This window comes from Stenotrophomonas sp. NA06056, from assembly GCF_013364355.1.
In the GTDB taxonomy this organism is placed as follows: domain Bacteria; phylum Pseudomonadota; class Gammaproteobacteria; order Xanthomonadales; family Xanthomonadaceae; genus Stenotrophomonas.
On sequence record NZ_CP054931.1, the window covers coordinates 4,312,662 to 4,333,375 of the forward strand.

20 protein-coding genes are annotated in these 20,714 nt (G+C 66.8%); 12 read left to right on the top strand and 8 right to left on the bottom strand.

The features are described 5' to 3' along the window. Positions 1–71 precede the first annotated feature (71 nt). On the bottom strand, positions 72–821 hold the full coding sequence (locus HUT07_RS19505; protein ID WP_176022301.1) for a ferredoxin--NADP reductase: 750 nt from the start codon (positions 819–821) through the stop codon (positions 72–74). An 84-nt stretch (positions 822–905) separates the two neighbouring features. On the opposite strand from HUT07_RS19505, the gene HUT07_RS19510 reads away from it, so the two are divergent. The 4 genes from HUT07_RS19510 to HUT07_RS19525 all read left to right on the top strand — a co-directional run bounded on the left by HUT07_RS19510 (position 906) and on the right by HUT07_RS19525 (position 5,211). Continuing rightward, positions 906–1,874, top strand: a complete 969-nt coding sequence (locus HUT07_RS19510; protein WP_176022302.1) for an ABC transporter ATP-binding protein — start codon at positions 906–908, stop codon at positions 1,872–1,874. Beyond that, positions 1,871–2,671, top strand: a complete 801-nt coding sequence (locus HUT07_RS19515; protein ID WP_176022303.1) for an ABC transporter permease — start codon at positions 1,871–1,873, stop codon at positions 2,669–2,671. The genes HUT07_RS19510 and HUT07_RS19515 overlap by 4 nt, the downstream gene beginning before the upstream one ends. Positions 2,672–3,344: 673 nt before the next feature. Next, positions 3,345–4,283, top strand: coding sequence for a 2-dehydropantoate 2-reductase (panE, locus tag HUT07_RS19520; RefSeq protein WP_176022304.1), 939 nt, complete (start codon positions 3,345–3,347; stop codon positions 4,281–4,283). A 4-nt stretch (positions 4,284–4,287) separates the two neighbouring features. Then, positions 4,288–5,211 (top strand): NAD-dependent epimerase/dehydratase family protein, encoded by a 924-nt coding sequence (locus tag HUT07_RS19525; RefSeq protein WP_176022305.1) that lies wholly within the window; start codon positions 4,288–4,290, stop codon positions 5,209–5,211. Between the two features lie 71 nt (positions 5,212–5,282). Here HUT07_RS19525 and HUT07_RS19530 read toward each other — a convergent pair whose 3' ends face one another. Beyond that, on the bottom strand, positions 5,283–6,080 hold the full coding sequence (locus tag HUT07_RS19530; protein ID WP_176022306.1) for a TatD family hydrolase: 798 nt from the start codon (positions 6,078–6,080) through the stop codon (positions 5,283–5,285). A gap of 68 nt (positions 6,081–6,148) precedes the next feature. On the opposite strand from HUT07_RS19530, the gene hrpB reads away from it, so the two are divergent. Together hrpB and HUT07_RS19540 are read left to right on the top strand one after the other, a co-directional pair. Continuing rightward, on the top strand, positions 6,149–8,656 hold the full coding sequence (gene hrpB, locus HUT07_RS19535; protein ID WP_176022307.1) for an ATP-dependent helicase HrpB: 2,508 nt from the start codon (positions 6,149–6,151) through the stop codon (positions 8,654–8,656). Between the two features lie 128 nt (positions 8,657–8,784). Then, positions 8,785–9,174, top strand: a complete 390-nt coding sequence (locus HUT07_RS19540; RefSeq protein WP_176022308.1) for a hypothetical protein — start codon at positions 8,785–8,787, stop codon at positions 9,172–9,174. Positions 9,175–9,267: 93 nt separating this feature from the next. Here the strand turns inward: HUT07_RS19540 and HUT07_RS19545 are convergent, their stop codons facing one another. After that, positions 9,268–9,807: a pseudouridine synthase gene (locus tag HUT07_RS19545; RefSeq protein ID WP_176022309.1), complete on the bottom strand. Its 540-nt coding sequence runs from the start codon at positions 9,805–9,807 to the stop codon at positions 9,268–9,270. A 175-nt stretch (positions 9,808–9,982) separates the two neighbouring features. Next, positions 9,983–10,840, bottom strand: coding sequence for a class I SAM-dependent methyltransferase (locus HUT07_RS19550; protein WP_176022310.1), 858 nt, complete (start codon positions 10,838–10,840; stop codon positions 9,983–9,985). 169 nt (positions 10,841–11,009) lie between these two features. On the opposite strand from HUT07_RS19550, the gene HUT07_RS19555 reads away from it, so the two are divergent. Next, positions 11,010–11,966 carry an aldo/keto reductase gene (locus tag HUT07_RS19555; RefSeq protein WP_176022311.1) on the top strand — a complete coding sequence of 319 codons (957 nt, stop codon included), beginning with the start codon at positions 11,010–11,012 and terminating at the stop codon, positions 11,964–11,966. 100 nt (positions 11,967–12,066) lie between these two features. Here HUT07_RS19555 and HUT07_RS19560 read toward each other — a convergent pair whose 3' ends face one another. Together HUT07_RS19560 and HUT07_RS19565 are read right to left on the bottom strand one after the other, a co-directional pair. Beyond that, positions 12,067–12,972, bottom strand: coding sequence for an NAD(P)/FAD-dependent oxidoreductase (locus HUT07_RS19560; protein WP_176022312.1), 906 nt, complete (start codon positions 12,970–12,972; stop codon positions 12,067–12,069). After that, positions 12,962–13,417, bottom strand: coding sequence for an Rrf2 family transcriptional regulator (locus HUT07_RS19565; RefSeq protein ID WP_176022313.1), 456 nt, complete (start codon positions 13,415–13,417; stop codon positions 12,962–12,964). The genes HUT07_RS19560 and HUT07_RS19565 overlap by 11 nt, the downstream gene beginning before the upstream one ends. A gap of 183 nt (positions 13,418–13,600) precedes the next feature. Between HUT07_RS19565 and HUT07_RS19570 the strand changes: the two genes are divergently transcribed. Then, positions 13,601–15,721, top strand: coding sequence for a methyl-accepting chemotaxis protein (locus tag HUT07_RS19570; protein WP_176022314.1), 2,121 nt, complete (start codon positions 13,601–13,603; stop codon positions 15,719–15,721). 88 nt (positions 15,722–15,809) lie between these two features. Here the strand turns inward: HUT07_RS19570 and HUT07_RS19575 are convergent, their stop codons facing one another. Next, positions 15,810–16,712, bottom strand: a complete 903-nt coding sequence (locus tag HUT07_RS19575) for a LysR family transcriptional regulator (RefSeq protein WP_176022315.1) — start codon at positions 16,710–16,712, stop codon at positions 15,810–15,812. A gap of 105 nt (positions 16,713–16,817) precedes the next feature. Between HUT07_RS19575 and HUT07_RS19580 the strand changes: the two genes are divergently transcribed. Further along, positions 16,818–18,032, top strand: a complete 1,215-nt coding sequence (locus HUT07_RS19580; RefSeq protein ID WP_176022316.1) for an MFS transporter — start codon at positions 16,818–16,820, stop codon at positions 18,030–18,032. Between the two features lie 85 nt (positions 18,033–18,117). Then, on the top strand, positions 18,118–18,927 hold the full coding sequence (gene dkgB, locus HUT07_RS19585; protein WP_176022317.1) for a 2,5-didehydrogluconate reductase DkgB: 810 nt from the start codon (positions 18,118–18,120) through the stop codon (positions 18,925–18,927). Positions 18,928–19,048: 121 nt separating this feature from the next. On the opposite strand, the gene HUT07_RS19590 is transcribed toward dkgB, so the two are convergent. Beyond that, positions 19,049–19,756, bottom strand: coding sequence for an alpha/beta hydrolase (locus tag HUT07_RS19590; RefSeq protein WP_176022318.1), 708 nt, complete (start codon positions 19,754–19,756; stop codon positions 19,049–19,051). Positions 19,757–19,851: 95 nt separating this feature from the next. Between HUT07_RS19590 and HUT07_RS19595 the strand changes: the two genes are divergently transcribed. Together HUT07_RS19595 and HUT07_RS19600 are read left to right on the top strand one after the other, a co-directional pair. Further along, entirely contained in the window at positions 19,852–20,217 is a 366-nt protein-coding gene (locus HUT07_RS19595) for a DUF4288 domain-containing protein (RefSeq protein ID WP_176022319.1), read from the top strand. A 76-nt stretch (positions 20,218–20,293) separates the two neighbouring features. Continuing rightward, entirely contained in the window at positions 20,294–20,674 is a 381-nt protein-coding gene (locus HUT07_RS19600) for a YbjQ family protein (RefSeq protein ID WP_089237720.1), read from the top strand. Positions 20,675–20,714 lie beyond the last annotated feature (40 nt).

Consider the following 20,714-nt stretch of genomic DNA (forward strand, 5'->3'; position numbering starts at 1 on the left):
CCGCCGCCGTTGGAAATGCGCGTCAAGCGTCCATGAGGTTGCCGGCCAGCGGCCGGCACTTCCCCCTGGGCTTACTTGCTGCTGACGTACTTCTCGCGGCGGATCTGCGGATTGCCCAGGCCCGCCGCCTTCAGCGCTTCGGCGCAGGCGTCGACCATGTCCGGATTGCCGCACAGGTAGGCGATGTCGGTGGCCGGGTCCGGCGTGAATTCCGCCAGCGCCTGCTGTACGTAGCCATGGTGCACGTCCGGGTGCGGCTCGGTCGGCAATTCCCGCGACAGGCACGGCACATAACGGAAGTTCGGGTACTTTTCGGCGAAGCTGTAGAAATCGTCGCTGTACAGCAGCTCACCCGGGCTGCGTGCGCCCTGCAGCAGGACCACCTGCACACCGCGCTCGGCCATCGCCGTTGCCAGCAACGGCAGCATCGAGCGGTACGGGGTGACGCCGGTGCCAGTGGCGATCAGCAGGTAGCGGGCGTTGTGGTCGCCAGGGTTCAGGCAGAACCGACCGTAGGGGCCGGACGCGCTGACCTGGCCCCCGATGTCCAGTGCCTCGAACAGCGCCGTGGCGGCGCCACCGGGGACGAAGCTGACCGCGATATCCACCGCCTCGCCCGGGCCCAGCGCGTGGTCGTGGATGGTCGCCAGCGAATAGCTGCGCTTGGTTTCAGTGCCATCGGCGTAGCTGAAATGGACCTGGATGAACTGGCCGGGCTGGAAATCCAGCGGCTGGCCGTCGTCACGCACGAACTGGTAATGGCCGATGGAGGGCGCCAGCATGCGGCGGTCGACCAGTTTGATGGGGAATTGGACAGGCACGACTTTTCGGGACAGTGTGTAGCCGGGGCAAGCCCTCGGGGTCTTCTATAATAGACCTTCCCCGCCCCTCTCCAGCGCCAGCCCATGGGCGCGAAGGCTTCGAGCTTGGCTTCCCTGAACGATACGGCGCCCGCCCTGCGCGTGCGCGACCTGCGTAAAACCTATGACAACGGCACCCAGGCCCTGAAAGGGGTCTCGCTGGAAGTGGCACCGGGCGACTTCTTCGCCCTGCTGGGCCCGAACGGCGCCGGCAAGTCCACCCTGATCGGCATCATCAGCTCCCTGGTCAACCTCAGCGAGGGCCAGGTGGAGGTGTTCGGCAGCGACCTGGTGCGCAACCGCAGCGCCACCATGCGCCTGATCGGGCTGGTGCCGCAGGAGATCAACTTCAACCTGTTCGAAAAGCCCTTCGACATCCTGGTGAACTACGCCGGCTTCTACGGCGTGCCGCGTGCGGAAGCCGAGCAGATGGCCGAGGTCGAGCTCAAGCGCGCCCACCTGTGGGAGAAGGCGCAGGTGATGAGCCGCACCCTGTCCGGTGGCATGAAGCGCCGGCTGATGATCGCCCGCGCGATGATGACCCGCCCGCGCCTGCTGATCCTGGACGAACCGACCGCCGGCGTGGACATCGAGATCCGCCGCGACATGTGGCGGGTGCTGAAGGAGATCAACGCCGCCGGCACCACGATCATCCTCACCACCCACTACCTGGAAGAGGCCGAGCACCTGTGCCGCAACCTGGCCATCATCGACCATGGCCAGATCGTCACCCAGGGCCCGATGCGCGAACTGCTGGCCAAGCTTGATGTGGAAGGCTTCCTGCTGGACATCGACGGCGCCCTGCCCGCCCAGCTGCCGGTGATCGAGGGTGCGACCCTGATCGCCATCGATGGCCATACGCTGGACATCGACATGCCGCGCGCGATGGATCTGAACCGCGTGTTCGAAGCACTGAACGCAGCGGGCATCCGCGTGCGCTCGATGCGAACCAAGAGCAACCGCCTGGAGGAACTGTTCGTGCGCCTCACCGGCAACCAGGAGACGTCCGCATGAGCAGCACCCCGACCCCGATCCTGACCGACGGCCAGCGCAACCGCATCGCACTGATGACCATCGTGCGCCGCGAAGTCGCCCGCATCATGCGCATCTGGGGCCAGACCCTGGTGCCGCCGGCGATCACCATGACCCTGTACTTCCTGATCTTCGGCGGCCTGATCGGTTCGCGCGTAGGCGACATGGGTGGCTACAGCTACATGCAGTTCATCGTGCCGGGCCTGGTGATGATGAGCGTGATCCAGAACAGTTACGGCAACATCAGTTCGTCGTTCTTCGGCGCCAAGTTCGGCCGTCACGTGGAAGAGCTGCTGGTCAGCCCGATGCCGAACTGGGTGATCCTGTGGGGCTATGTGGCCGGTGCGGTACTGCGCGGCCTGATGGTGGGCGTGATCGTGCTGATCATCGCGATGTTCTTCACCCCGGTACGCATTCCGCATCCGCTGGTGACGCTGACCACGGTGATCCTGGGCGCGACGATCTTCTCGCTGGCGGGCTTCATCAACGCGGTATATGCGAAGAAGTTCGATGACGTGGCGATCGTGCCGACCTTCATCCTGACCCCGCTGACCTATCTGGGCGGCGTGTTCTATTCGGTGAAGCTGCTGCCGCCATGGGCAGAGGCGGCCACGCATGCGAACCCGATCTTCTACATGGTCAATGCGTTCCGCTACGGTCTGCTGGGCAGCAGCGATGTGCCGGTGGTAGTGGCGTATGCGCTGATGATCGGTTTCGTGGTGGTGCTGACGGCGCTGGCGCTGTGGTTGCTGAAGCGTGGCGTGGGCATGCGCAGCTGAGGATGTTCTGCAGGGCCTGCGGCCCTGCACCCGCGGTGGTAGTGCCGGCCGCTGGCCGGCAACAGCAACAGCAACGGCAAAAGCTTGCATTCCGTGGGTTGGCGAGGTGGTGTCGGGTTGCGGGGACGCCGCAAGTACGTCCGTGTAGGCTTGGCCGCGCCATCCATGGCGCGGACACCCCGCAACCCGACACCACCCCGCCTTCGACAGTTTCCCGCTGCTGTTGGAACGGCGGACTTTGCTGCTGTTGGTGGGTGTCGACCTTGGTCGACACGGTCGATCCACGCCATGCGTGGATGGAGATCATGTAGAGCTGAGCCAATGCTCGGCTCTTTTTGTTTCCGATCTGATTGGATGTGGATCCACCGGAAAGATGATCGCGAGAAACGAGCGGAGCGACCCGCTATTGCTTTTGATTTTCTTCTTTGTTTTCCGTGGTGGACGCACACGGAACACGTCCGTGGCCGGGTGGGTAGGTTGCGCAGGGGCGTGAGCCGCATGGATGCGGCGACCGAGCCTACAAGGACGTATTTACGGCGCCCCCTGCGCAACCTACCCACCCGGCCAACCTCATGAACAGCGCTTTGCGCGAACCACCACGAGGGGCTCAGCCGTTGGCCGCAAACTCCGGCACAATCACAGCAGTGAATCCCCCAACTGCGGTGAGCGTGCAATGCGTATCCTGATCCTCGGCGCCGGCGGTACCGGCGGTTACTTCGGTGGTCGCCTGGCACAGGCGGGCGTGGACGTGACCTTCCTCGTTCGCCCTGCCCGCGCCGCGCAGCTGGATCGCGATGGTCTGGTGCTGCGCAGCCCGGTAGGCGATGCCACGTTCCCGGTGCAGCATGTCACCGCAGATGCCCTGCCGACGCTGGCTGCGGACGCGCCGTTCGATCTGGTGATCCTGAGCTGCAAGGCCTACGACCTGGACAGCTCGATAGATGCCATCGCACCGGCCGTGGGTGCGGGCACCGCCGTGCTGCCGATCCTCAACGGCCTGCACCACTACAACGCGCTCGACGCGCGCTTCGGCCGCGACGCGGTACTCGGCGGGCTGTGCTTCATCAGTGCGACCAAGGCGCCCGATGGTGCCGTGCTGCATCTGGGCAAGCCGGCCAAGCTGACCTTCGGCGAACGCGATGGCGGTGCGATCTCCACGCGCGTGCAGGCATTCGCTGCAGCCTGTGCGCAGGCGAATCTCGATCATCTGGCCAGCGAGCGCATCGGCCAGGAACAGTGGATCAAGTACACGTTCCTCACCGCGCTGGCGGCGGCTACCTGCCTGCTGCGTGCGGACATCGGTACCATCATGGCCACCGACAACGGCGAGGCCATCGTGCGTGGGCTCTACGACGAATGCCTGGCGGTGGCCGGAGCGGCGGGCGAACCGGTGCCGGACGCTGCGCAGGACACCGCGCGTGGCACCCTGACCCAAGCGGGTTCGGCGTTGAAGGCATCAATGCTGCGCGATCTGGAAGCCGGCCAACAGGTGGAAGCCACTCAGATCGTCGGCGACATGCTGGCGCGTGCACGCGCCGCTGGCCAGGAAGCGTTGCTGCTGCAGGTAGCCTACAGCAGCCTGCAGGCCTATCAGGCCCAGCGCGCGAGCTGAGCCGATGAGCATGCCTGGCCCGTTGCCGAAGCGGGTACTGATCCTCGGCATGGGCTGGAGTGGGCGCGTGTTGGCCGCGCGCCTTCAGGCCCAGGGCGTACAGGTGGAAGGCACGGTGCGCGATCCGGCCTCGGCGCCTGACGACGGCCTGCAGCGTCATCAGCTGCAGACCGACGCTGCGCTCTCGCCAACCCTGCTCGATGCCATCGCACACGCCGACGCGGTGCTGTGCAGCGTGCCACCCGATGCCGAGGGCGACCCGGCGCTGCGTCTGCTGCATGCCGCGTTGCGCGACAGCGCGTCACTGCGTTGGCTTGGCTACCTGTCGTCGACCTCGGTCTACGGTGACCGCGACGGTGGCTGGATCGACGAGAGCAGCGTTGCCGATGCCACAGATCCCGTGGGCGTGCAGCGTCGACTTGCCGAAACGCAGTGGCGTGCGCTGGCGGAGGCGCGTGGCATCGCATCGGCGGTGTTCCGCCTGCCAGGCCTCTATGGGCCCGGGCGCAATGCACTGCTGCAGTTGGCGCAGGGCCGCGCGCGGCACGTGGTGCGGCCAGGGCTCGCGTTCAATCGTCTGCACGTCGATGACCTCGCAGCAGTAGTGATCGCTGCGATGCGACGTCCCACGACCCATGCGCTGTATCTGCCGAGCGATGACGAGCCCGCGCCGCCGCAGGAGGTACTGGCCTTCGCCGCGCAGCTGGGGGGATTTGCCATACCGCCCGCAGTGGCCTGGAATGATCCATCGCTCAGCGCGACATTGCGGCGCTTCTACCAGAGCAACAAGCGCATCGACAGCCGCGGCACGCGCGAAGCGCTGGACTGGACCCCACGGTTTCCAACGTATCGGGAAGGGCTGACGGATCTTGCCGCTTCGCTCGCCGGGCATGGCCCGGCGCTACCGGATCCGGGCGTTCACGGCTGACGGGTAGTGCCGGCTGCTGGCCGGCAGCACAATCTGATTGCCGGCCAGCGGCCGGCACTACCGTTTGCCGATCAGGCGGCGTCCGGCAATCGGAAGAACGCACGCGCTGCGGCCGTGGCGTTCGCTGCCGTGGTCGCCACATCCTCGCCACGATCCCGCGCCAGCTCGTCCACGATGTGCGACAGGAACATCGGTTCGTTGCGGCGATCCTTCGGCATCGGCTTCAACGTACGCGGCAGCAGGTACGGCGCATCGGTCTCGATCATCAACCGGTTGGCCGGAACGTTCTTCACCAGCTCGCGCAGGTGCCCGCCGCGGCGCTCGTCGCACAGCCAGCCGGTGATGCCGATGTACCAGTCCTGGTCCAGGTAATCGAACAGCTCCTGGCGCTCGCCGGTGAAGCAGTGCACCACGGCCGGGCCGATGCGGCCTCCAAAGTTCTTCATCTGCGCCATGAAATCGGCATGTGCATCGCGCTGGTGCAGGAACAACGGCTTGCCGTTGTCTGCAGCCAACTGCAGCTGGCGTTCGAAGGCCCGGTGCTGCGCCGGGCGCGGCGAGAAATCGCGGAAGTAGTCCAGCCCGCACTCGCCCACTGCCACGACTTCCGGGTGGGCATGCAGCGCACGCATCTCCGCATCGCACTCGTCGGTGTATTCCACCGCGTGATGCGGATGAACGCCGGCGGTGGCGTACAGGAACCCCGGGTGCTGCTGCGCCAGCTGCAGGGCCAGCGGCGAATGCTCGCGGCTGGCACCGGTGATGATCATCTGCACCACACCGGCCTGGCGTGCGCGGTCCAGCACGGCATCGCGGTCGCGGTCGAAGGAGTCGTGGGTCAGGTTGGCGCCGATATCGATCAGATGCATGGGGGCAGCAGGGGCAGGAAAACCCGCGCATTGTACCCGTGCCCGCCATGGCCCCTTATCCTTTGCACATGAACGCCCCGCAATTCCCCATTTCCCCGCTGCTGCCGCAGATCCAGCAGCACCTGGCCACGCACCCGCGGCTGGTGCTGGAAGCCCCGCCTGGCGCCGGCAAGACCACCCAGGTGCCGTTGGCGCTGCTCGATGCACCTTGGCTGCAGGGCCGCAGGATCATCCTGCTGGAACCTCGCCGGGTGGCCGCGCGCAGTGCCGCGATGTTCATGGCGCGCCAGCTCGGCGAGGAGGTCGGTGGCACCGTCGGCTACCGCATCCGCTTCGAGAACAAGGTGTCCGCGCGCACGCGCATCGAGGTGGTCACCGAGGGCATCCTGACCCGGATGCTGCAGGACGACCCGATGCTGGAAACCGTCGGCGCGATCCTGTTCGATGAATTCCACGAGCGCCACCTCAGCGGTGATCTGGGCCTGGCGCTGGCCCTGGACGTGCAGTCGCAGCTGCGCGACGACCTGCGGCTGCTGGTGATGTCGGCGACGCTGGACGGCGAGCGCCTGGCCCGCTTCCTCGATGCGCCGCGGCTGAGCAGTGAGGGCCGCAGCTATCCGGTAGCGATCAGCCACTTCCCGGCGCGGCGTGACGAGGCACTCGAGCTGCAGGTGCGACGTGCCGCACAGCAGGCACTGGCCGAGCACCCCGGTGACCTGCTGGTGTTCCTGCCCGGCCAGCGTGAGATCGCCCGCGTGCAGGCAGGCCTGCAGGACAGTCTTGATGGCACTGCGGTGGACGTGCTGGCCCTGCACGGCGAACTGCCGGTGGAACAGCAGGCACGCGTGCTGCAGGCCTCCAGCGACGGCCGCCGCCGCGTGGTGCTGGCCACCAACGTTGCCGAATCCTCGGTGACCCTGCCCGGCGTTCGAGTGGTGATCGACAGCGGCCAGGCGCGCGAACCACGCTACGACCCCAACAGTGGGTTCACCCGTTTGGATGTGGTGGCCATCGCGCAGGCTTCGGCCGACCAGCGTGCCGGCCGTGCCGGGCGCGTGGCCGAGGGCGTGGCCTGGCGGCTGTGGCCGCAGTCGCAACGGCTGGAACCGCAGCGTCGCGCCGAGATCGACCAGGTTGAACTGGCCGGCCTCGCGCTGGAACTGGCCGCCTGGGGCAGCAGTGACCTGCGCTTCCTCGACCCGCCACCGAGCGGGCCGATGGCCGCCGCCCGCGAACTGCTGCAGCGTCTGGGTGCGTTATCCAGCAGCGGCGCGATCACCGCACTCGGTCGCCGCGTGCTGGCGCTGGGCACCCATCCGCGGATGGCCGCGATGCTGCTGGCCGCACCCAGTGCCCGCGCACAGGCCTTGGCCGCCGATCTTGCGGCATTGCTGGAAGCGCGCGACCCACTGCGCCAGGGCGGTGATGCATTGGCCGCTCGCTGGCGCGCGCTGGCGGCCTTCCGCAATGGCCGTGCGCCCGCCGATGCCAATCGCAGCGGCCTGGCCGCCATCGATGCCGCTGCCAAGCAGTGGCGCCGTCGCCTGCGCTGTGAAGCCATGCCACCGGCCAGCATCGAGGCGCACGAACTGGGCGACCTGCTGGCCCATGCCTTCCCCGATCGCATTGCTTTCCAGCATCCGAACGACCCGCTGCGCTACCTGCTGGCCAACGGTCGCAGTGCCCGCCTGCATGAGTTGAGCGACCTGCGTGGCGAACCGTGGCTGGTGGCCAGCGAACTGCGCTTCGAGGCACGCGACGCGCTGCTGCTGCGCGCCGCGCCGGTGGATGAAGGCTATCTGCGCCGGAGCTGGCCCGACCGCTTCGTGACCGAAGACGCGGTGCGCTGGGATGACACGCGCCGCGCCCTGGTCGCGCTGCGCGAAACACGCTTCGACCGCATCGTGATGGACAGCCGCTCGGCGGGCCGGGTTGATCCGCAACTGGCGGCGCACGCGCTCACCAACGCCGTTGCCGAGCTCGGCCTGCAGGCATTGCCATGGACCGACGGTCTGCGCCAGTGGCAGGCGCGGGTGGAGTCGCTGCGACGCTGGATGCCCGACCTGGGCCTGCCCGACTGCAGTGATGCCGCATTGCTGGCCAACCGTGCGCAGTGGCTGCTGCCGGCGTTCGCTGGCAAGACACGGCTGGATGCGCTGGACGAGGCCAGTTTCGGCGAAGCGCTGAAGTTGCCGCTGGAATGGTCGCTGCGGCAGCTGGTCGAACGCCACGCGCCGACCCGGATCACCGTACCGTCAGGGCTGGAGCGGCCCATCACCTATGCGCTGGACAGCGAGAACGGCGAGCCGCTGCCGCCCGTGCTGGCGGTGAAGCTGCAGGAGTTGTTCGGGCTGGCCGATACGCCGCGCATCGCCGATGGCCGGGTGCCGCTGACCCTGCACCTGCTGTCGCCGGGCGGCCGGCCGTTGCAGGTCACCCAGGATCTGCGCAATTTCTGGGAGAACACCTACGCCGAGGTGAAGAAGGAAATGAAGGGCCGTTACCCGCGCCACCCGTGGCCGGACGATCCATGGACAGCCACGGCGACCCACCGGGCCAAGCCGCGCGGGACGTAATGCGCGCCGACACCCCGCCCGTTCCTGAATGGCTGCGGTAGAGTCACACCACGCGCCCGCCTGACTGACATACCGTTTACGGGCAACAGGCGACACTGGACTTCGACCCGAGGCAAGGACACCCCCGCATGAGCAAACTGACCGTAATCACCGACCGCGCCCTGGAGCGCGCCCTCGACCTGGCCCACACCGCGGGCGATGGCCTGAAGAGCGCCGGCGGCAGCCTGCGTCACCTCGGCCCGCAGGCCAGCGACTGGATCAAGACCGGCGCCGCGCTGGGTGCGGTGAAGACCGGCGGCAAGGCCGCCACCAAGTTCGCCCGCCGCAACCCTGCGGTGACCATCGCGGCGGCTGCCGTGGGCGTTGGCCTGCTGGGTTACGCGCTGTACCGCAAGCAGCAGAAGAAGAAGGCCGCCAATGGCCATGTCGTGAACGGCCAGGCCCAGCGCATCAACGCACGCGATCGCCGCAACGACACCGTAGTCGACGAACACAGCGATATCGGCAGCGACGCCTGATTGGCCGGGGTCGGATCCCTTCCGCAGGAAGGGCTCTGACCCCATGACGCTGCACGAGGGTCGGACGCCGCAGGGCCTCCGGCCTTTTTTCTTTCAGCCGATCTGCCGCCACTGCCCCGGCTGCAGGTCATCCAGCCGGTACGGCCCCATCGCAGCACGTACCAGGCGCAGCGTCGGCAGGTTCACGGCCGCGGTCATCCGCCGCACCTGGCGGTTGCGTCCTTCACGGATCGTGATCGCCAGCCAGCTGTCGGGCACCGTCTTGCGGAAGCGCACCGGCGGATCGCGGGGCCACAGATCAGGCGCGGGATCGAGGCGCTCGATCTTCGCCGGCAGTGTCGGTCCATCATTGAGCACCACGCCATCCCGCAGCTGCTGCAGCTGTTCGTCGCTGGGCACGCCTTCCACCTGCACCCAATAGAGCTTGTCCGCCTTGTGCTTCGGGTCGGTCAGCTTGTGCGCCAGCGTGCCGTTGTCGGTCAGCAGCAGCAGGCCTTCACTGTCATGGTCGAGACGGCCGGCAGCGTAGACCCGCGGCGGCAAACCGAAACCGGCCAATGTCGGCCGCGGCGGCACGCTGCGGTCGGTGAACTGGCAAAGCACGTTGAACGGCTTGTTGAAGGCAATCAGCATCGCGGGGACGGCAGGCGGTGGTGACGCATTGTCCCACGCCGCGCTGCGCGCAACCGACCTGTAGAGCCGAGCCGATGCTCGGCTGCTGTTGCGTTCCGTCGCGCTGTGCGCGATGAGCCGAGCATGGGCTCGGCTCTACAGTGGGGAATCCGCGCTGACAGTACGACGTGCCGGCTTACGGCTTCACGAAACGCAGGGTCATGCGGTCGCTTTCACCGATGGCCTGGTACTTGGCATCGTCCGCCTTGTCGTGCTGGTTGGTCGGCGGCAGGGTCCACACGCCATTCGGATGGTCCTTGGTATCGCGCGGGTTGGCATTGACCTCGGTGCGAGCATCGAGCTTGAAGCCGGCGGCCTCGGCCATCGCGATCACCTGCTGCTGGCCCACATAACCGGTATCGTCATCATCGGCCACATCAGCCTTGGCGCGATGTTCGACCACACCGAGCACGCCGCCCGGCTTGAGTACGTTGAAGAAGCCCTGGAACATGCCCTGCGCCTGGCCGGCCTTGCGCCAGTTGTGCACGTTGCGGAACGTCAGCACCACATCGGCCGAGTTGGCCGCGCCGAACACCGGTTTGGCCGGGTCGTAGGCGATCACGGCCGTCTTGTCGAACTGTGCCGGTGCGGCGGCGTACTTCTTTTCCAGGCTGTCGCGGCTGCGCTGCTGGTAGTCGCGGCCGCGACCTTCCGCCACGGCCTGCGGGTCGACCACTGCGGCGATGTAATGGCCTTTGTCACGCAGCAGCGGCGCCAGGATTTCCGAGTACCAGCCATTGCCGGGCGTGATCTCGATGACGGTCTTTTCCGGCGCCACGCCGAAGAAGCCCAGCGTCTGCGCAGGATGACGGAAACCGTCGCGCTTGATGTTGGCCGGGTCGCGGGTCGGGGCCTTCACCGCCGCATCGATGACCGGCGACACCTGGATCTTTGCCGGTGCGACCGTGGCCGGTGCAGCGAATGCGGGAACGGCGACCAGCAGCGCCGAGGCAAGCAGCACACGGCAACCACGCAGGGATGAGGCAGCAATCATCGGGGCGACTCCAGCGGAAGATGCGGCGAGACTAGCAGCCGCCGCGCCGCAGGTGTTCACAAAACGTTAGCCGCGTGCGCGTCGCGGAACACAGTTTTGTGGTCAGCGCCGCAGCGCGGTCACACATCGCGCTCTATCCTGAAGGACTTCCCCCAAGGAGTCCGTGCCCATGACGGCAACCCATGAACTGGGCCGTTCCGGCCTGCATGCAGCTCCGCTCGCCTTCGGTGGCAACGTGTTCGGCTGGAGCGCCGATGAGAAGGCCAGCTTCGCCCTGCTGGATGCCTTCGTCGATGCCGGCTTCAACCTGGTCGACACCGCTGACGTGTACTCGGCGTGGGTGCCGGGCAACCAGGGTGGCGAGTCGGAGACCCTGCTCGGCAAGTGGTTCGCGCGCAGCGGCAAGCGCGACAAGGTGGTGCTGGCGACCAAGGTGGCCAAATGGGCCGAGCGGCCCGGCTTGAGCCCGGACAACATCGATGCCGCGGTGGAAGATTCGCTGCGTCGCCTGCAGACCGATGTGATCGATCTGTACCAGGCCCACGAGGACGATGAATCCACACCGCTGGAGGCTACCCTGGCGGCGTTCGGTCGCCTGATCGAGGCCGGCAAGGTGCGCGCGATCGGCGCGTCCAACTACAGTGCCGCGCGCCTGGCCGAAGCCTTGAAGGTGTCCACCGACTACAAGCTGCCGCGTTACGAAACCCTGCAGCCGGAGTACAACCTGTACGACCGCGCCGGCTACGAGAAGGAACTGGAACCGTTGGTGCAACGCGAGCAGATCGGCGTGATCAACTACTACGCCCTGGCCAGTGGCTTCCTCAGTGGCAAGTACCGCACGCCGGACGATGCCGGCAAGAGCAGCGCGCGTGGCGCTACCGTGGTCAAGCGCTACCTGAACCCGCGTGGGCTGCGCATCCTGCAGGCGCTGGATGATGTGGCCAGCAAGCACAACGCCACTGCCGCGCAGATCGCGCTGGCCTGGCAGATCGCACGGCCGTCGATCACCGCGCCGATCGTCAGCGCCACCAGCGTGGAACAGCTGCACGACCTGCTGGCGGCGGCGAACGTGGGGTTGAGCGTGCAGGACGTGGCGCAGCTGGATGTGGCCAGCGTGGAAGGTTGAGGAATGGCGGTGCCGGCCAACGTCGGCACCGTTCAATGGATCCGCGTCACTCGCGGATGCACCAGCCCAGTAGATCCACGCCGTGCGTGGATGCACTGCCTCAACGCGGCAGACTATCTTCGGCAACCAGCGCGTGGTGCACGCCGATACCCGCGCGCACCCCTTCGGCCATGGCCAGGGTGATGTTGCCGACCGTGGTCGCATCACCGGCTGCATGGACGTTCGGCACCGAGGTCTGTTTCATCATGTCCACCTCGATCAGCACGCCCAGCGGACTTTCCACCAACGCACACCCCAGTTGCTGCACCAGCGGCGTGGCCATCGCCTGCCCGGCAGGCACGAACAGCGCACGCTGGGCGATACGGCGGCCATCGGCCAGCTCGACCTCCAGCCAGGTGGGTTGCTCACCGTGCACGCCCACCACCGGCGTGGTTTCGATTTGTACACCGCGCTGCTGCATGGCGGCCAGTTCCTCGTCGCTGATCGGCAGGCCCTGGCTGAAGAAGGTGACGTTGCCCCAATCGGCGAACAGCGGCGCCTTGCCGGCCGACATCGGATGGCCACCGAGCAGGCCAATCGAACCGCCCCCCACTTCGTAGCCGTGACAGTACGGGCAGTGCAGCACGGTGCTGCCCCAGCGTTCGGCCATGCCGGGCAGTTCGGGCAGCTGGTCGGCGATGCCGGTGGCCAGCAACAGCTTGCGCGCGGTCAGCACCTGGCCGTCGGCGGTATGCACCTCCACGCCATCGGCGCCGGCCGTGGCCTGCACGGCTTCGGCAGTCAGCCAACGCACGGTCGGGTAGTCCAGCAACTGCTGGCGTGCGTTCTTCAGCAACTCGGCGCCACTGATCCCGTCCATGCCCAGCACGCCATGCGAATGGCTGGCGAAGCGGTTTCGCGGCAAGCCCGCGTCGATGATCGTGACCGGCCGGCGCGCACGCGCCAGGATCAGTCCCGCGGCGATACCGGCGTAGCTGCCGCCGACGATGAGGACATCAGGATTCATGGTGACCTTCCAGGGAGCGATGGTGGGCAAGATGGCGGGCGAAGTCGGCGCCAAGCTGGTCGAGGGTGGTTGCCTGCAGCCGCTGCTCGAGCAGGCGCTGTGCTTCGCGGGCACTCTCCAGCAGGGCCTGGTTGACCAGCTGCTGGATCGGGCAACCGCCCATGCCTTCGCGGGTGCCGACCTGGACCATCGGCGGTGCGCCGATGGCCTGGTAGACGTCGTGCAGGGTGATCGTCGCCGCGTCCCGGGCGAGCTGGCTGCCGCCACCGTGGCCGCGCGTGCTGCGGACCAGGCCGGCCTTGTGCATCTGCGCCAGCAGGCGGCGGATCACCACCGGATGGGTTGGCAGGCAGGTGGCCAGCTGTTCGGAGGTTCGCGGCCCGTGCTGGCCGACCAGGTGGGCCATCACGTGCAGCGCGTCGGAAAGCGGGTTCGTGGATTTCATGTAACTACAATAGTTACATTTAAACCACCTGTCGAGGGTCTGCTTTCGTTCCATATGGACACATTTGTCCTATGAAACACATTCTTCACATCACTAAACAGAACGGGAATGTGACACGCATCGCACTTCAGAGACCTCAAGGACGGTCGATACCGCATCGCTCCCCTTCCGAGATTCCGTCCCATGAAAGCCTCTTCCCATGCGCCGCGGCTGCAGTCGAAGCTGCTCGGTGCCGTTTCCGTTGGTCTGGCCGTTGTACTGCTGTGCGCCCTGGCGGGCTTGGCGTCTGCCTGGCTGAAGCTGTCCACCGAGGTACCGCCGGAGGTCGCCCACAGCCGCGACGCCGAGCGCCTGCAGCGCGAGTTCCGCGGGCAGGTGCAGGAATGGAAGAACGTGCTGCTGCGCGGTCACGATGCCGCGTTGCGCCAGCACCATCTGCAGGCCTTCGACAGCGAAGGCCGCCTCGTCGCCGAACTGGCCACGGGCCTGGCGGCCAGCCCCGATGCGCGCACGCGCGAACTGGCTCAAGCGTTTTCCAGCCTGCACGCGAAGTTGCAGCAGGATTACCACGCAGCACTGCAGGCCTTTGCTGACGCCGACTACGATCCTGCGGCCGGCGATTCACTGGTGCGCGGCAAAGACCGTCCGGTGGCGACCGCGCTGGATGCGCTGGGTGCGCAGGCCACCCAGGTGGCCGAGGCCGCGGTGACCGCGCGTTCGCACCAGGCACGGCAGACGCTGGTGCTGTGCGCCGCGCTGACCATCGGCGCGGCCGTGCTGCTGCTGATCGGTCTGGGCTGGTGGCTGCGACGCGCCGTGGTGCAGCCTGTGCTGGCCGTGGAAGCGGCCGCACGTGCAGTCGCTGCCGGCGATCTCGACTACCGCGTGCAGGTGCGCAGCCGCGACGAGATCGGTCGCCTGGCGCAGGCGATGCAGGCCGTGCAGAGCACGCTGCGTGGCGTGCTCGACGCGCAGACTGCGATGGCCAAGGCGCACGACGCCGGCACGATCAGCCATCGCATGGACAGCAGCGCCTTCCCCGGTGCCTACGGCACGATGGTGGCCGACACCAACACCCTGGTCGATGCGCACATCCAGGTGAAGATGCGCGCGATCGCGATCATGGGCCGCTATGCGGTGGGCGACCTCAGCCTGGACATGGAGCGTCTGCCGGGCGAGAAGGCGGTGATCACCCAGGCGCTGGATGCGGTCAAATCCAATCTCGGCGCGATCAACAACGAGATCCGCCGCCTGGCCGAAGCCGCTGCCGCAGGCGACTTCAGCCAGCGCGGCGACAGCGCGCGCTTCGAGCATGATTTCCGTGCGATGGTCGATGGCCTGAACCGGTTGATGCAGACCACCGAACACAACCTCGGTGAGGTGTCGACGATGCTGCGTGCCATTGCCGATGGTCGCCTGGGTGCACGCATGCACGGTGATTTCCAGGGCGTGTTCGCCCGCATTGCCGGCGATGCCAACACCACGGCGGCACAGCTGGCCACGATCGTCACCGACATCAAGCACGCCTCGGGCAACATCCACACCGCCGCCGCCGAGATTGCCGCCGGCAACAACGACCTGTCGCGCCGTACCGAACAGCAAGCGGCGAACCTGGAAGAAACCGCCGCGTCGATGGAGGAACTGACCTCCACCGTGCGCCAGAACGCCGAGCATGCGCGGCAGGCGAACCAGCTGGCGATCGGTGCACACAGCGTGGCCTCGCAGGGCGGTGAAGTGGTCGGCCAGGTGGTGGCGACGATGGATGCGATCGAAGGCTCGTCGCGGCAGATCGCCGACATCATCAGCGTGATCGACGGCATCGCATTCCAGACCAACATCCTGGCGTTGAATGCGGCGGTGGAAGCGGCGCGTGCCGGTGAGCAGGGCCGCGGCTTCGCGGTGGTCGCCAGTGAAGTGCGTACGCTCGCGCAGCGGTCGGCCGCAGCGGCCAAGGAGATCAAATCGCTGATCGAGGCGTCGGTGGAACAGGTTGGCCACGGTGCGCAGCGTGTGCGCCAGGCCGGTGACACCATGGCCGAGATCGTCGCGTCGGTGCAGCGCGTGACCGACATCATGGCCGAGATCTCCGCTGCCTCGCAGGAGCAGTCGGCGGGCATCGAGCAGGTCAGCCAGACCATCATCCAGATGGATGGCACCACCCAGCAGAATGCTGCGCTGGTGGAAGAAGCGAGTGCGGCGGCACGCAGCCTGGAACAGCAGGCGAACCGGTTGATCGACTCGGTGGATGTGTTCGATCTGTCGACCACGGCGGCGGCGAAGGACGCGCTGGCGCGCGCGGCCTGATTGATCCGGTTGCCGGCCAGCGGCCGGCACTACCGGGCAATGTGCATACGGGTAGTGCCGGCCGCTGGCCGGCAACCCACACAATGCATCAACGCAGGTAATCCGATGCGGCCATCGCTTCACCCAGGTAGTCCAGGAACGAACTGATCCGCGCCGACACGGCCGTGTTGCGGTAGTACACCGCGTGGATCGGCTGGTACACATCCAATGTCTGCGCGGCCAGAACCGGTACCAACCTGCCGGCCGCACGATCGCGTTCGGTCACGAAATCGGACAGGCAGGTGATGCCCACGCCTTCCACCGCCAGCGTGCGCAGGGTCTCGCCACTGGAGACCGCGATATCCGGGCGCACCAGCAGCTGCCCATCGGCATCGCCCGGCAGCGGCCAGCGGTTCAGCGATTCCGGTTCATTGAAGCTGAGCAGCGTGTGCTGGCCCAGCGCCGCCACGCTGGCCGGCTCCCCGTGCGCAGCCAGATAGCCGGGGCTGGCCAGCACCTGCAGCCGACAGCGCCCCAGCGGCCGCGCATGCAGCGTGGAATCGGCCAACGGGCCGATGCGGATCGCGAGGTCGGTACGCCGTTCCAGCAGGTCGATGTAGCGCTCGGAGCTGTTCAACTCCAGCTGCACCTCCGGATAGCGCGCGCGGTAGCCCGCCACCAACGGCGCGATCACGTGCAGCACGAACGGCATCGCCGCATCCACCCGCAACCGGCCAGCCGGGCGCTCACGGCGCGCCGCCATCTGTTCCTCGGCCGATTCCACTGCATCGATGATCGCGCGGGCATGACGCAGATAGGCCTCGCCCTCGGCGGTCAGGTGCAGGCGGCGCGTGGTGCGGGTCAACAGGGTGGTGCCCAGCTTGTCCTCCAGCCGCCCCAGCGCGCGGCTCACGCCTGAAGGCGTCTGCCCCAGCTGCTCGGCAGCGGCGCTGATCGAACCGCTGTCGATCACCGCCAGGAAGGCCTGCATTTCGTCGAGGGTGGTTTTCATGGCGCCATTATTGACCACGCGGCAAGAGTGATTGGCGTGAAGACCGGTTTTTCGGCAAAGGTCGGCCGCGCACACTGCGCCCCTTCCTTTCCTCTGGACACTGTCATGATCCGTGGCATTCCGCTCGCCCTGCTGGCGCTGACCCTCGGCGCCTTCGCCATCGGCACCACCGAGTTCGTCATCGTCGGCCTGATCCCGACCATCGCCGCCGACCTGCAGGTCAGCCTGCCGTCGGCCGGCCTGCTGGTCTCCCTGTATGCCCTCGGCGTGGCCGTCGGCGCACCGGTGCTGACCGCACTCACCGGCCGCGTACCGCGCAAGACCCTGCTGGTCGCGCTGATGGTGCTGTTCACCCTCGGCAATGTCATCGCGTGGATGGCACCAGGCTATACCTCGCTGATCGTCGCCCGCATCCTCACCGGCCTGGCCCACGGGGTGTTCTTCTCGATCGGCTCGATCATCGCCACCGCCGTGGTGCCGAAGGAGAAGGCCGCCAGTGCCATCGCCATCATGTTCACCGGCCTGACCGTGGCGCTGGTGACCGGCGTGCCGCTGGGTACCTTCATCGGCCAGCACCTGGGTTGGCGCGCCACGTTCCTGGCCGTGGCCGGGCTGGGCGTGGTCGCGCTGCTGGGTGCCCTGCTGTTCGTGCCACGCGGCCTGGCGCAGAGCGCACCGGCCACCTTCCGCCAGCAGCTGGGCGTGCTTGCGCAGCCGCGCCTGATGTTGGTCTACGCCATCACCGCACTCGGCTACGGCGGCACCTTCCTGTCCTTCACCTACCTGGCGCCGATCCTGCAGGACGTCACCGGCTTCTCGGCCAACGCGGTCAGCCTGGTCTTGCTGGTGTATGGCGTGTCGGTGGCGATCGGCAACCTGTGGGGCGGCCGCATGGCCGACCGCATGGGCCCGGTGCCCGCGCTGAAGCGCATCTTCGCGCTGCTGGCCATCGTGCTGCTGGTCATGACCTTCACCGCCCACAACACCTGGCTGATGCTGCTGACCGTACTGGCACTGGGCGCAGTGGCATTCGGCAACGTGCCCGGCCTGCAGGTGTATGTGGTCAAGCAGGCACAGCGCTACGCACCGCAGGCCACCGATGTGGCCTCGGGCCTGAACATCGCCGCGTTCAACATCGGCATCGCGCTGGGTGCGTCGCTGGGCGGCCTGGTGGTCGAGCACATCGGCCTGATGCATACACCGTGGCTGGGTGCATTGGTGGTGGTCGGCGCGTTTGGACTTACCGTGCTGAGCGGTCGCCTGGACCGTCGCGACGGCATCGATGATACCGCCGAGGGCATCACCGTTGCGGCGCATTGATGAGCGCAATGCACCGTTGCCGGCATGCACACGGCCCCTGCCCTACCCTTTGCAATCACCTCCTTCCCCCGCTTTGGAGTTCCCCATGACTGTCCCCGCTTTCGGCCTCGGCACCTTCCGTCTGAAAGACCAGACCGTGATCGACTCGGTGCGCAACGCACTGGACGTCGGCTACCGCGCCATCGACACCGCCCAGATCTACGGCAACGAAGCCGAGGTCGGCCAGGCCATCGCCGAGTCCGGCGTACCGCGTGACGAGATCTACCTGACCACCAAGGTGTGGATCACCGAGTTCAAGCGCGATGCGCTGCTGGCAAGCCTGCGCACCAGCCTGGAGAAGCTGCGCACCGACCATGTCGAGCTGGCGTTGATCCACTGGCCGTCGCCGAACGACAAGGTCGACACGCCGATGGAGGAATACCTGCCGGCGCTGGCCGAAGCCAAGGCACAGGGACTGACCCGCGAGATCGGCATCTCCAACTTCACCATCGCCCAGACCCGCAAGGCGATTGAAATCCTTGGCGCCGAGGCGATCGCCACCAACCAGATCGAGATCCACCCGTACCTGCAGAACCGTCTGCTGGTGAAGTTCCTGCAGGACAACGGCATCCGCATCACCGCGTACATGAGCCTGGCCTATGGCGAAGTGTTGAAAGACCCGGTGATCCAGGCCATTGCTGGCCGTCATCAGGCCACGCCGGCGCAGGTTGCACTGGCGTGGGCCCTGCAGCAGGGCTTTGCGGTCATTCCGTCGTCGACCAAGCGCGAGAATCTGGCCGGCAACCTGGAAGCGGCGGCGATCCGCCTGACCGAAGACGACATGGCGCAGATCGCCAAGCTGGACCGTGGCCATCGCCTGGCCAATCCGGAAGGCATTGCGCCGGCCTGGGATTGAGCAGAAGCCGCCGGGCATGGCCCGGCGCTACCGGTAGGTGCCGACCTTGGTCGGCGCTTACCTCTAGTTGATCGATGAGACACCGTGCCGACCAAGGTCGGCACCTACCAGAAGCGTGGGTTCAATTCTCGTCCTGCAGCAACCACGTCCGCATCGCCGCACTCACCTCTTCCGGCTTTTCCATCGGCGCCAGATGCCCGCAATCGGGCACCACCACCAGCTGCGAATGCGGCACCAGCGCATGCATTTCCTCGCTGACCGCCAGCGGCGTGATGCGGTCGTTCGCACCACAGACGATCAGCAGCGGATCGCGGTAGCCGGCCAGCACATCGTGACCATCACTGCGCTCCAGCGCGCTCTGCCGCAGGAACACCTCCGCGCCCAGGCGTGCGGTCATGTCACGCACGCGCTGCACCAGTACGTAGTCGTCCAGCCGCGAGGCGTCGATATAGCTGCGCATCAGCGCATCGCCGAAGCCATGGAACTTGCCCGGCAGGCGCACGCTGGCTCGCTGGCTGCGGCGCTGTTCGGCGCGTTCGGGGGAGTCGGCATGGATCGAGGTGTCGATCAGGGCCAGCTGCATCACGCGCTCCGGCGCGATGCGCAGGATCTGCTGCGCGACAAAGCCGCCCAGTGAGAATCCCGCCAGCGCGAAACGCGGGGGCGCCTGCGCCAGCACGTCCTCAGCCACGGCCTGCAGGGTCTCGCCCCGGGTCTGGTCACCCACGCTGCAGTCGGCGATATCGGCCAGGTCGGCCAGCTGCGCGCGCCAGAGCTCGGCATCGTTGAGCAGGCCGGGGAGGAGGAGCAGGGGAATACGGTCGGTCATGCGGGTATTGTGGCGCTGCGCGGTGAACGCGGCCAGCCACCGGCTGGCCCGGTGTGTTGCGCGACCAGATACCTGCTCCTTCCGGGAGGGCAACAATGCTGTATTGCGCGCACGCCATCTTCTACTACCTGTACGAGGGCCAAGCATCGTTCCCGGTCCACGAGAATCTGTATCTGCTGGATGCGCCTGACCCAGCGACCGCGATGCAGGAGTCCGTGTCGCTCGCCCGTGAGTATGAGCAGCGAGGTGATGACAGTCTGCTGGAGATCAGCGGCGTGCGCGCCGAGTACTGCTTTGCCGGCATCCGCAAGTTGATTGAGGTCGCGCAGGATGATGCTGCCCGTCTGACGCTTCCTGGATCTGGAATCGAAGTTACCTATTCTGTATTTGAGGTGGAACAATTTGCCGATGTGATGCTCCTTGCCGAGGGCGGCAGGGTGCAGGTCGCGTATCAGGAATAGCACTTGCTTAGTACTCTTGCAGCGCTCCATCCAACCGGGCAGTTCCTTCTCCTCTTCGACAACAGACCAGACACCCATGGCCGATCCCTACAACAGCGGCACTCCCACCACCTCCGCAGCACGCTTCGATGATTCGATGGTGACCACCGCCTTCGAGCTGCCCGGCTACCGCATCGCACGCAACCTGGGCGTGGTGCGCGGCATCACCGTGCGCTCGCGCTCGATCGTGGGCAACTTTCTCGGCGGCATCCAGACGATCTTCGGTGGCAACATCACCATCTACACCGAGTTGTGTGAGCAGGCGCGCGAGGAAACCTACCGCGACATGGTCAAGCATGCGCGACAGCTGGGTGCCAACGCGGTCATCGGCATGCGCTACGACGCCACCGATGTGATGACCGGCCTGACCGAAGTGCTGTGCTATGGCACGGCGGTGGTGGTCGAGCCGCTGCGATAACCTACGAAAATCCTGCCATGATGGATGTCAGGATCTACCG

Coding starts and splice junctions, on each gene's coding strand:
- HUT07_RS19510 (WP_176022302.1), top strand. CDS start 906: ATGGGCGCGAAGGCTTCGAGCTTGGCTTCCCTGAACGATACGGCGCCC.
- HUT07_RS19515 (WP_176022303.1), top strand. CDS start 1,871: ATGAGCAGCACCCCGACCCCGATCCTGACCGACGGCCAGCGCAACCGC.
- panE (WP_176022304.1), top strand. CDS start 3,345: ATGCGTATCCTGATCCTCGGCGCCGGCGGTACCGGCGGTTACTTCGGT.
- HUT07_RS19525 (WP_176022305.1), top strand. CDS start 4,288: ATGAGCATGCCTGGCCCGTTGCCGAAGCGGGTACTGATCCTCGGCATG.
- HUT07_RS19530 (WP_176022306.1), bottom strand. CDS start 6,080: ATGCATCTGATCGATATCGGCGCCAACCTGACCCACGACTCCTTCGAC.
- hrpB (WP_176022307.1), top strand. CDS start 6,149: ATGAACGCCCCGCAATTCCCCATTTCCCCGCTGCTGCCGCAGATCCAG.
- HUT07_RS19540 (WP_176022308.1), top strand. CDS start 8,785: ATGAGCAAACTGACCGTAATCACCGACCGCGCCCTGGAGCGCGCCCTC.
- HUT07_RS19545 (WP_176022309.1), bottom strand. CDS start 9,807: ATGCTGATTGCCTTCAACAAGCCGTTCAACGTGCTTTGCCAGTTCACC.
- HUT07_RS19550 (WP_176022310.1), bottom strand. CDS start 10,840: ATGATTGCTGCCTCATCCCTGCGTGGTTGCCGTGTGCTGCTTGCCTCG.
- HUT07_RS19555 (WP_176022311.1), top strand. CDS start 11,010: ATGACGGCAACCCATGAACTGGGCCGTTCCGGCCTGCATGCAGCTCCG.
- HUT07_RS19560 (WP_176022312.1), bottom strand. CDS start 12,972: ATGAATCCTGATGTCCTCATCGTCGGCGGCAGCTACGCCGGTATCGCC.
- HUT07_RS19565 (WP_176022313.1), bottom strand. CDS start 13,417: ATGAAATCCACGAACCCGCTTTCCGACGCGCTGCACGTGATGGCCCAC.
- HUT07_RS19570 (WP_176022314.1), top strand. CDS start 13,601: ATGAAAGCCTCTTCCCATGCGCCGCGGCTGCAGTCGAAGCTGCTCGGT.
- HUT07_RS19575 (WP_176022315.1), bottom strand. CDS start 16,712: ATGAAAACCACCCTCGACGAAATGCAGGCCTTCCTGGCGGTGATCGAC.
- HUT07_RS19580 (WP_176022316.1), top strand. CDS start 16,818: ATGATCCGTGGCATTCCGCTCGCCCTGCTGGCGCTGACCCTCGGCGCC.
- dkgB (WP_176022317.1), top strand. CDS start 18,118: ATGACTGTCCCCGCTTTCGGCCTCGGCACCTTCCGTCTGAAAGACCAG.
- HUT07_RS19590 (WP_176022318.1), bottom strand. CDS start 19,756: ATGACCGACCGTATTCCCCTGCTCCTCCTCCCCGGCCTGCTCAACGAT.
- HUT07_RS19595 (WP_176022319.1), top strand. CDS start 19,852: ATGCTGTATTGCGCGCACGCCATCTTCTACTACCTGTACGAGGGCCAA.
- HUT07_RS19600 (WP_089237720.1), top strand. CDS start 20,294: ATGGCCGATCCCTACAACAGCGGCACTCCCACCACCTCCGCAGCACGC.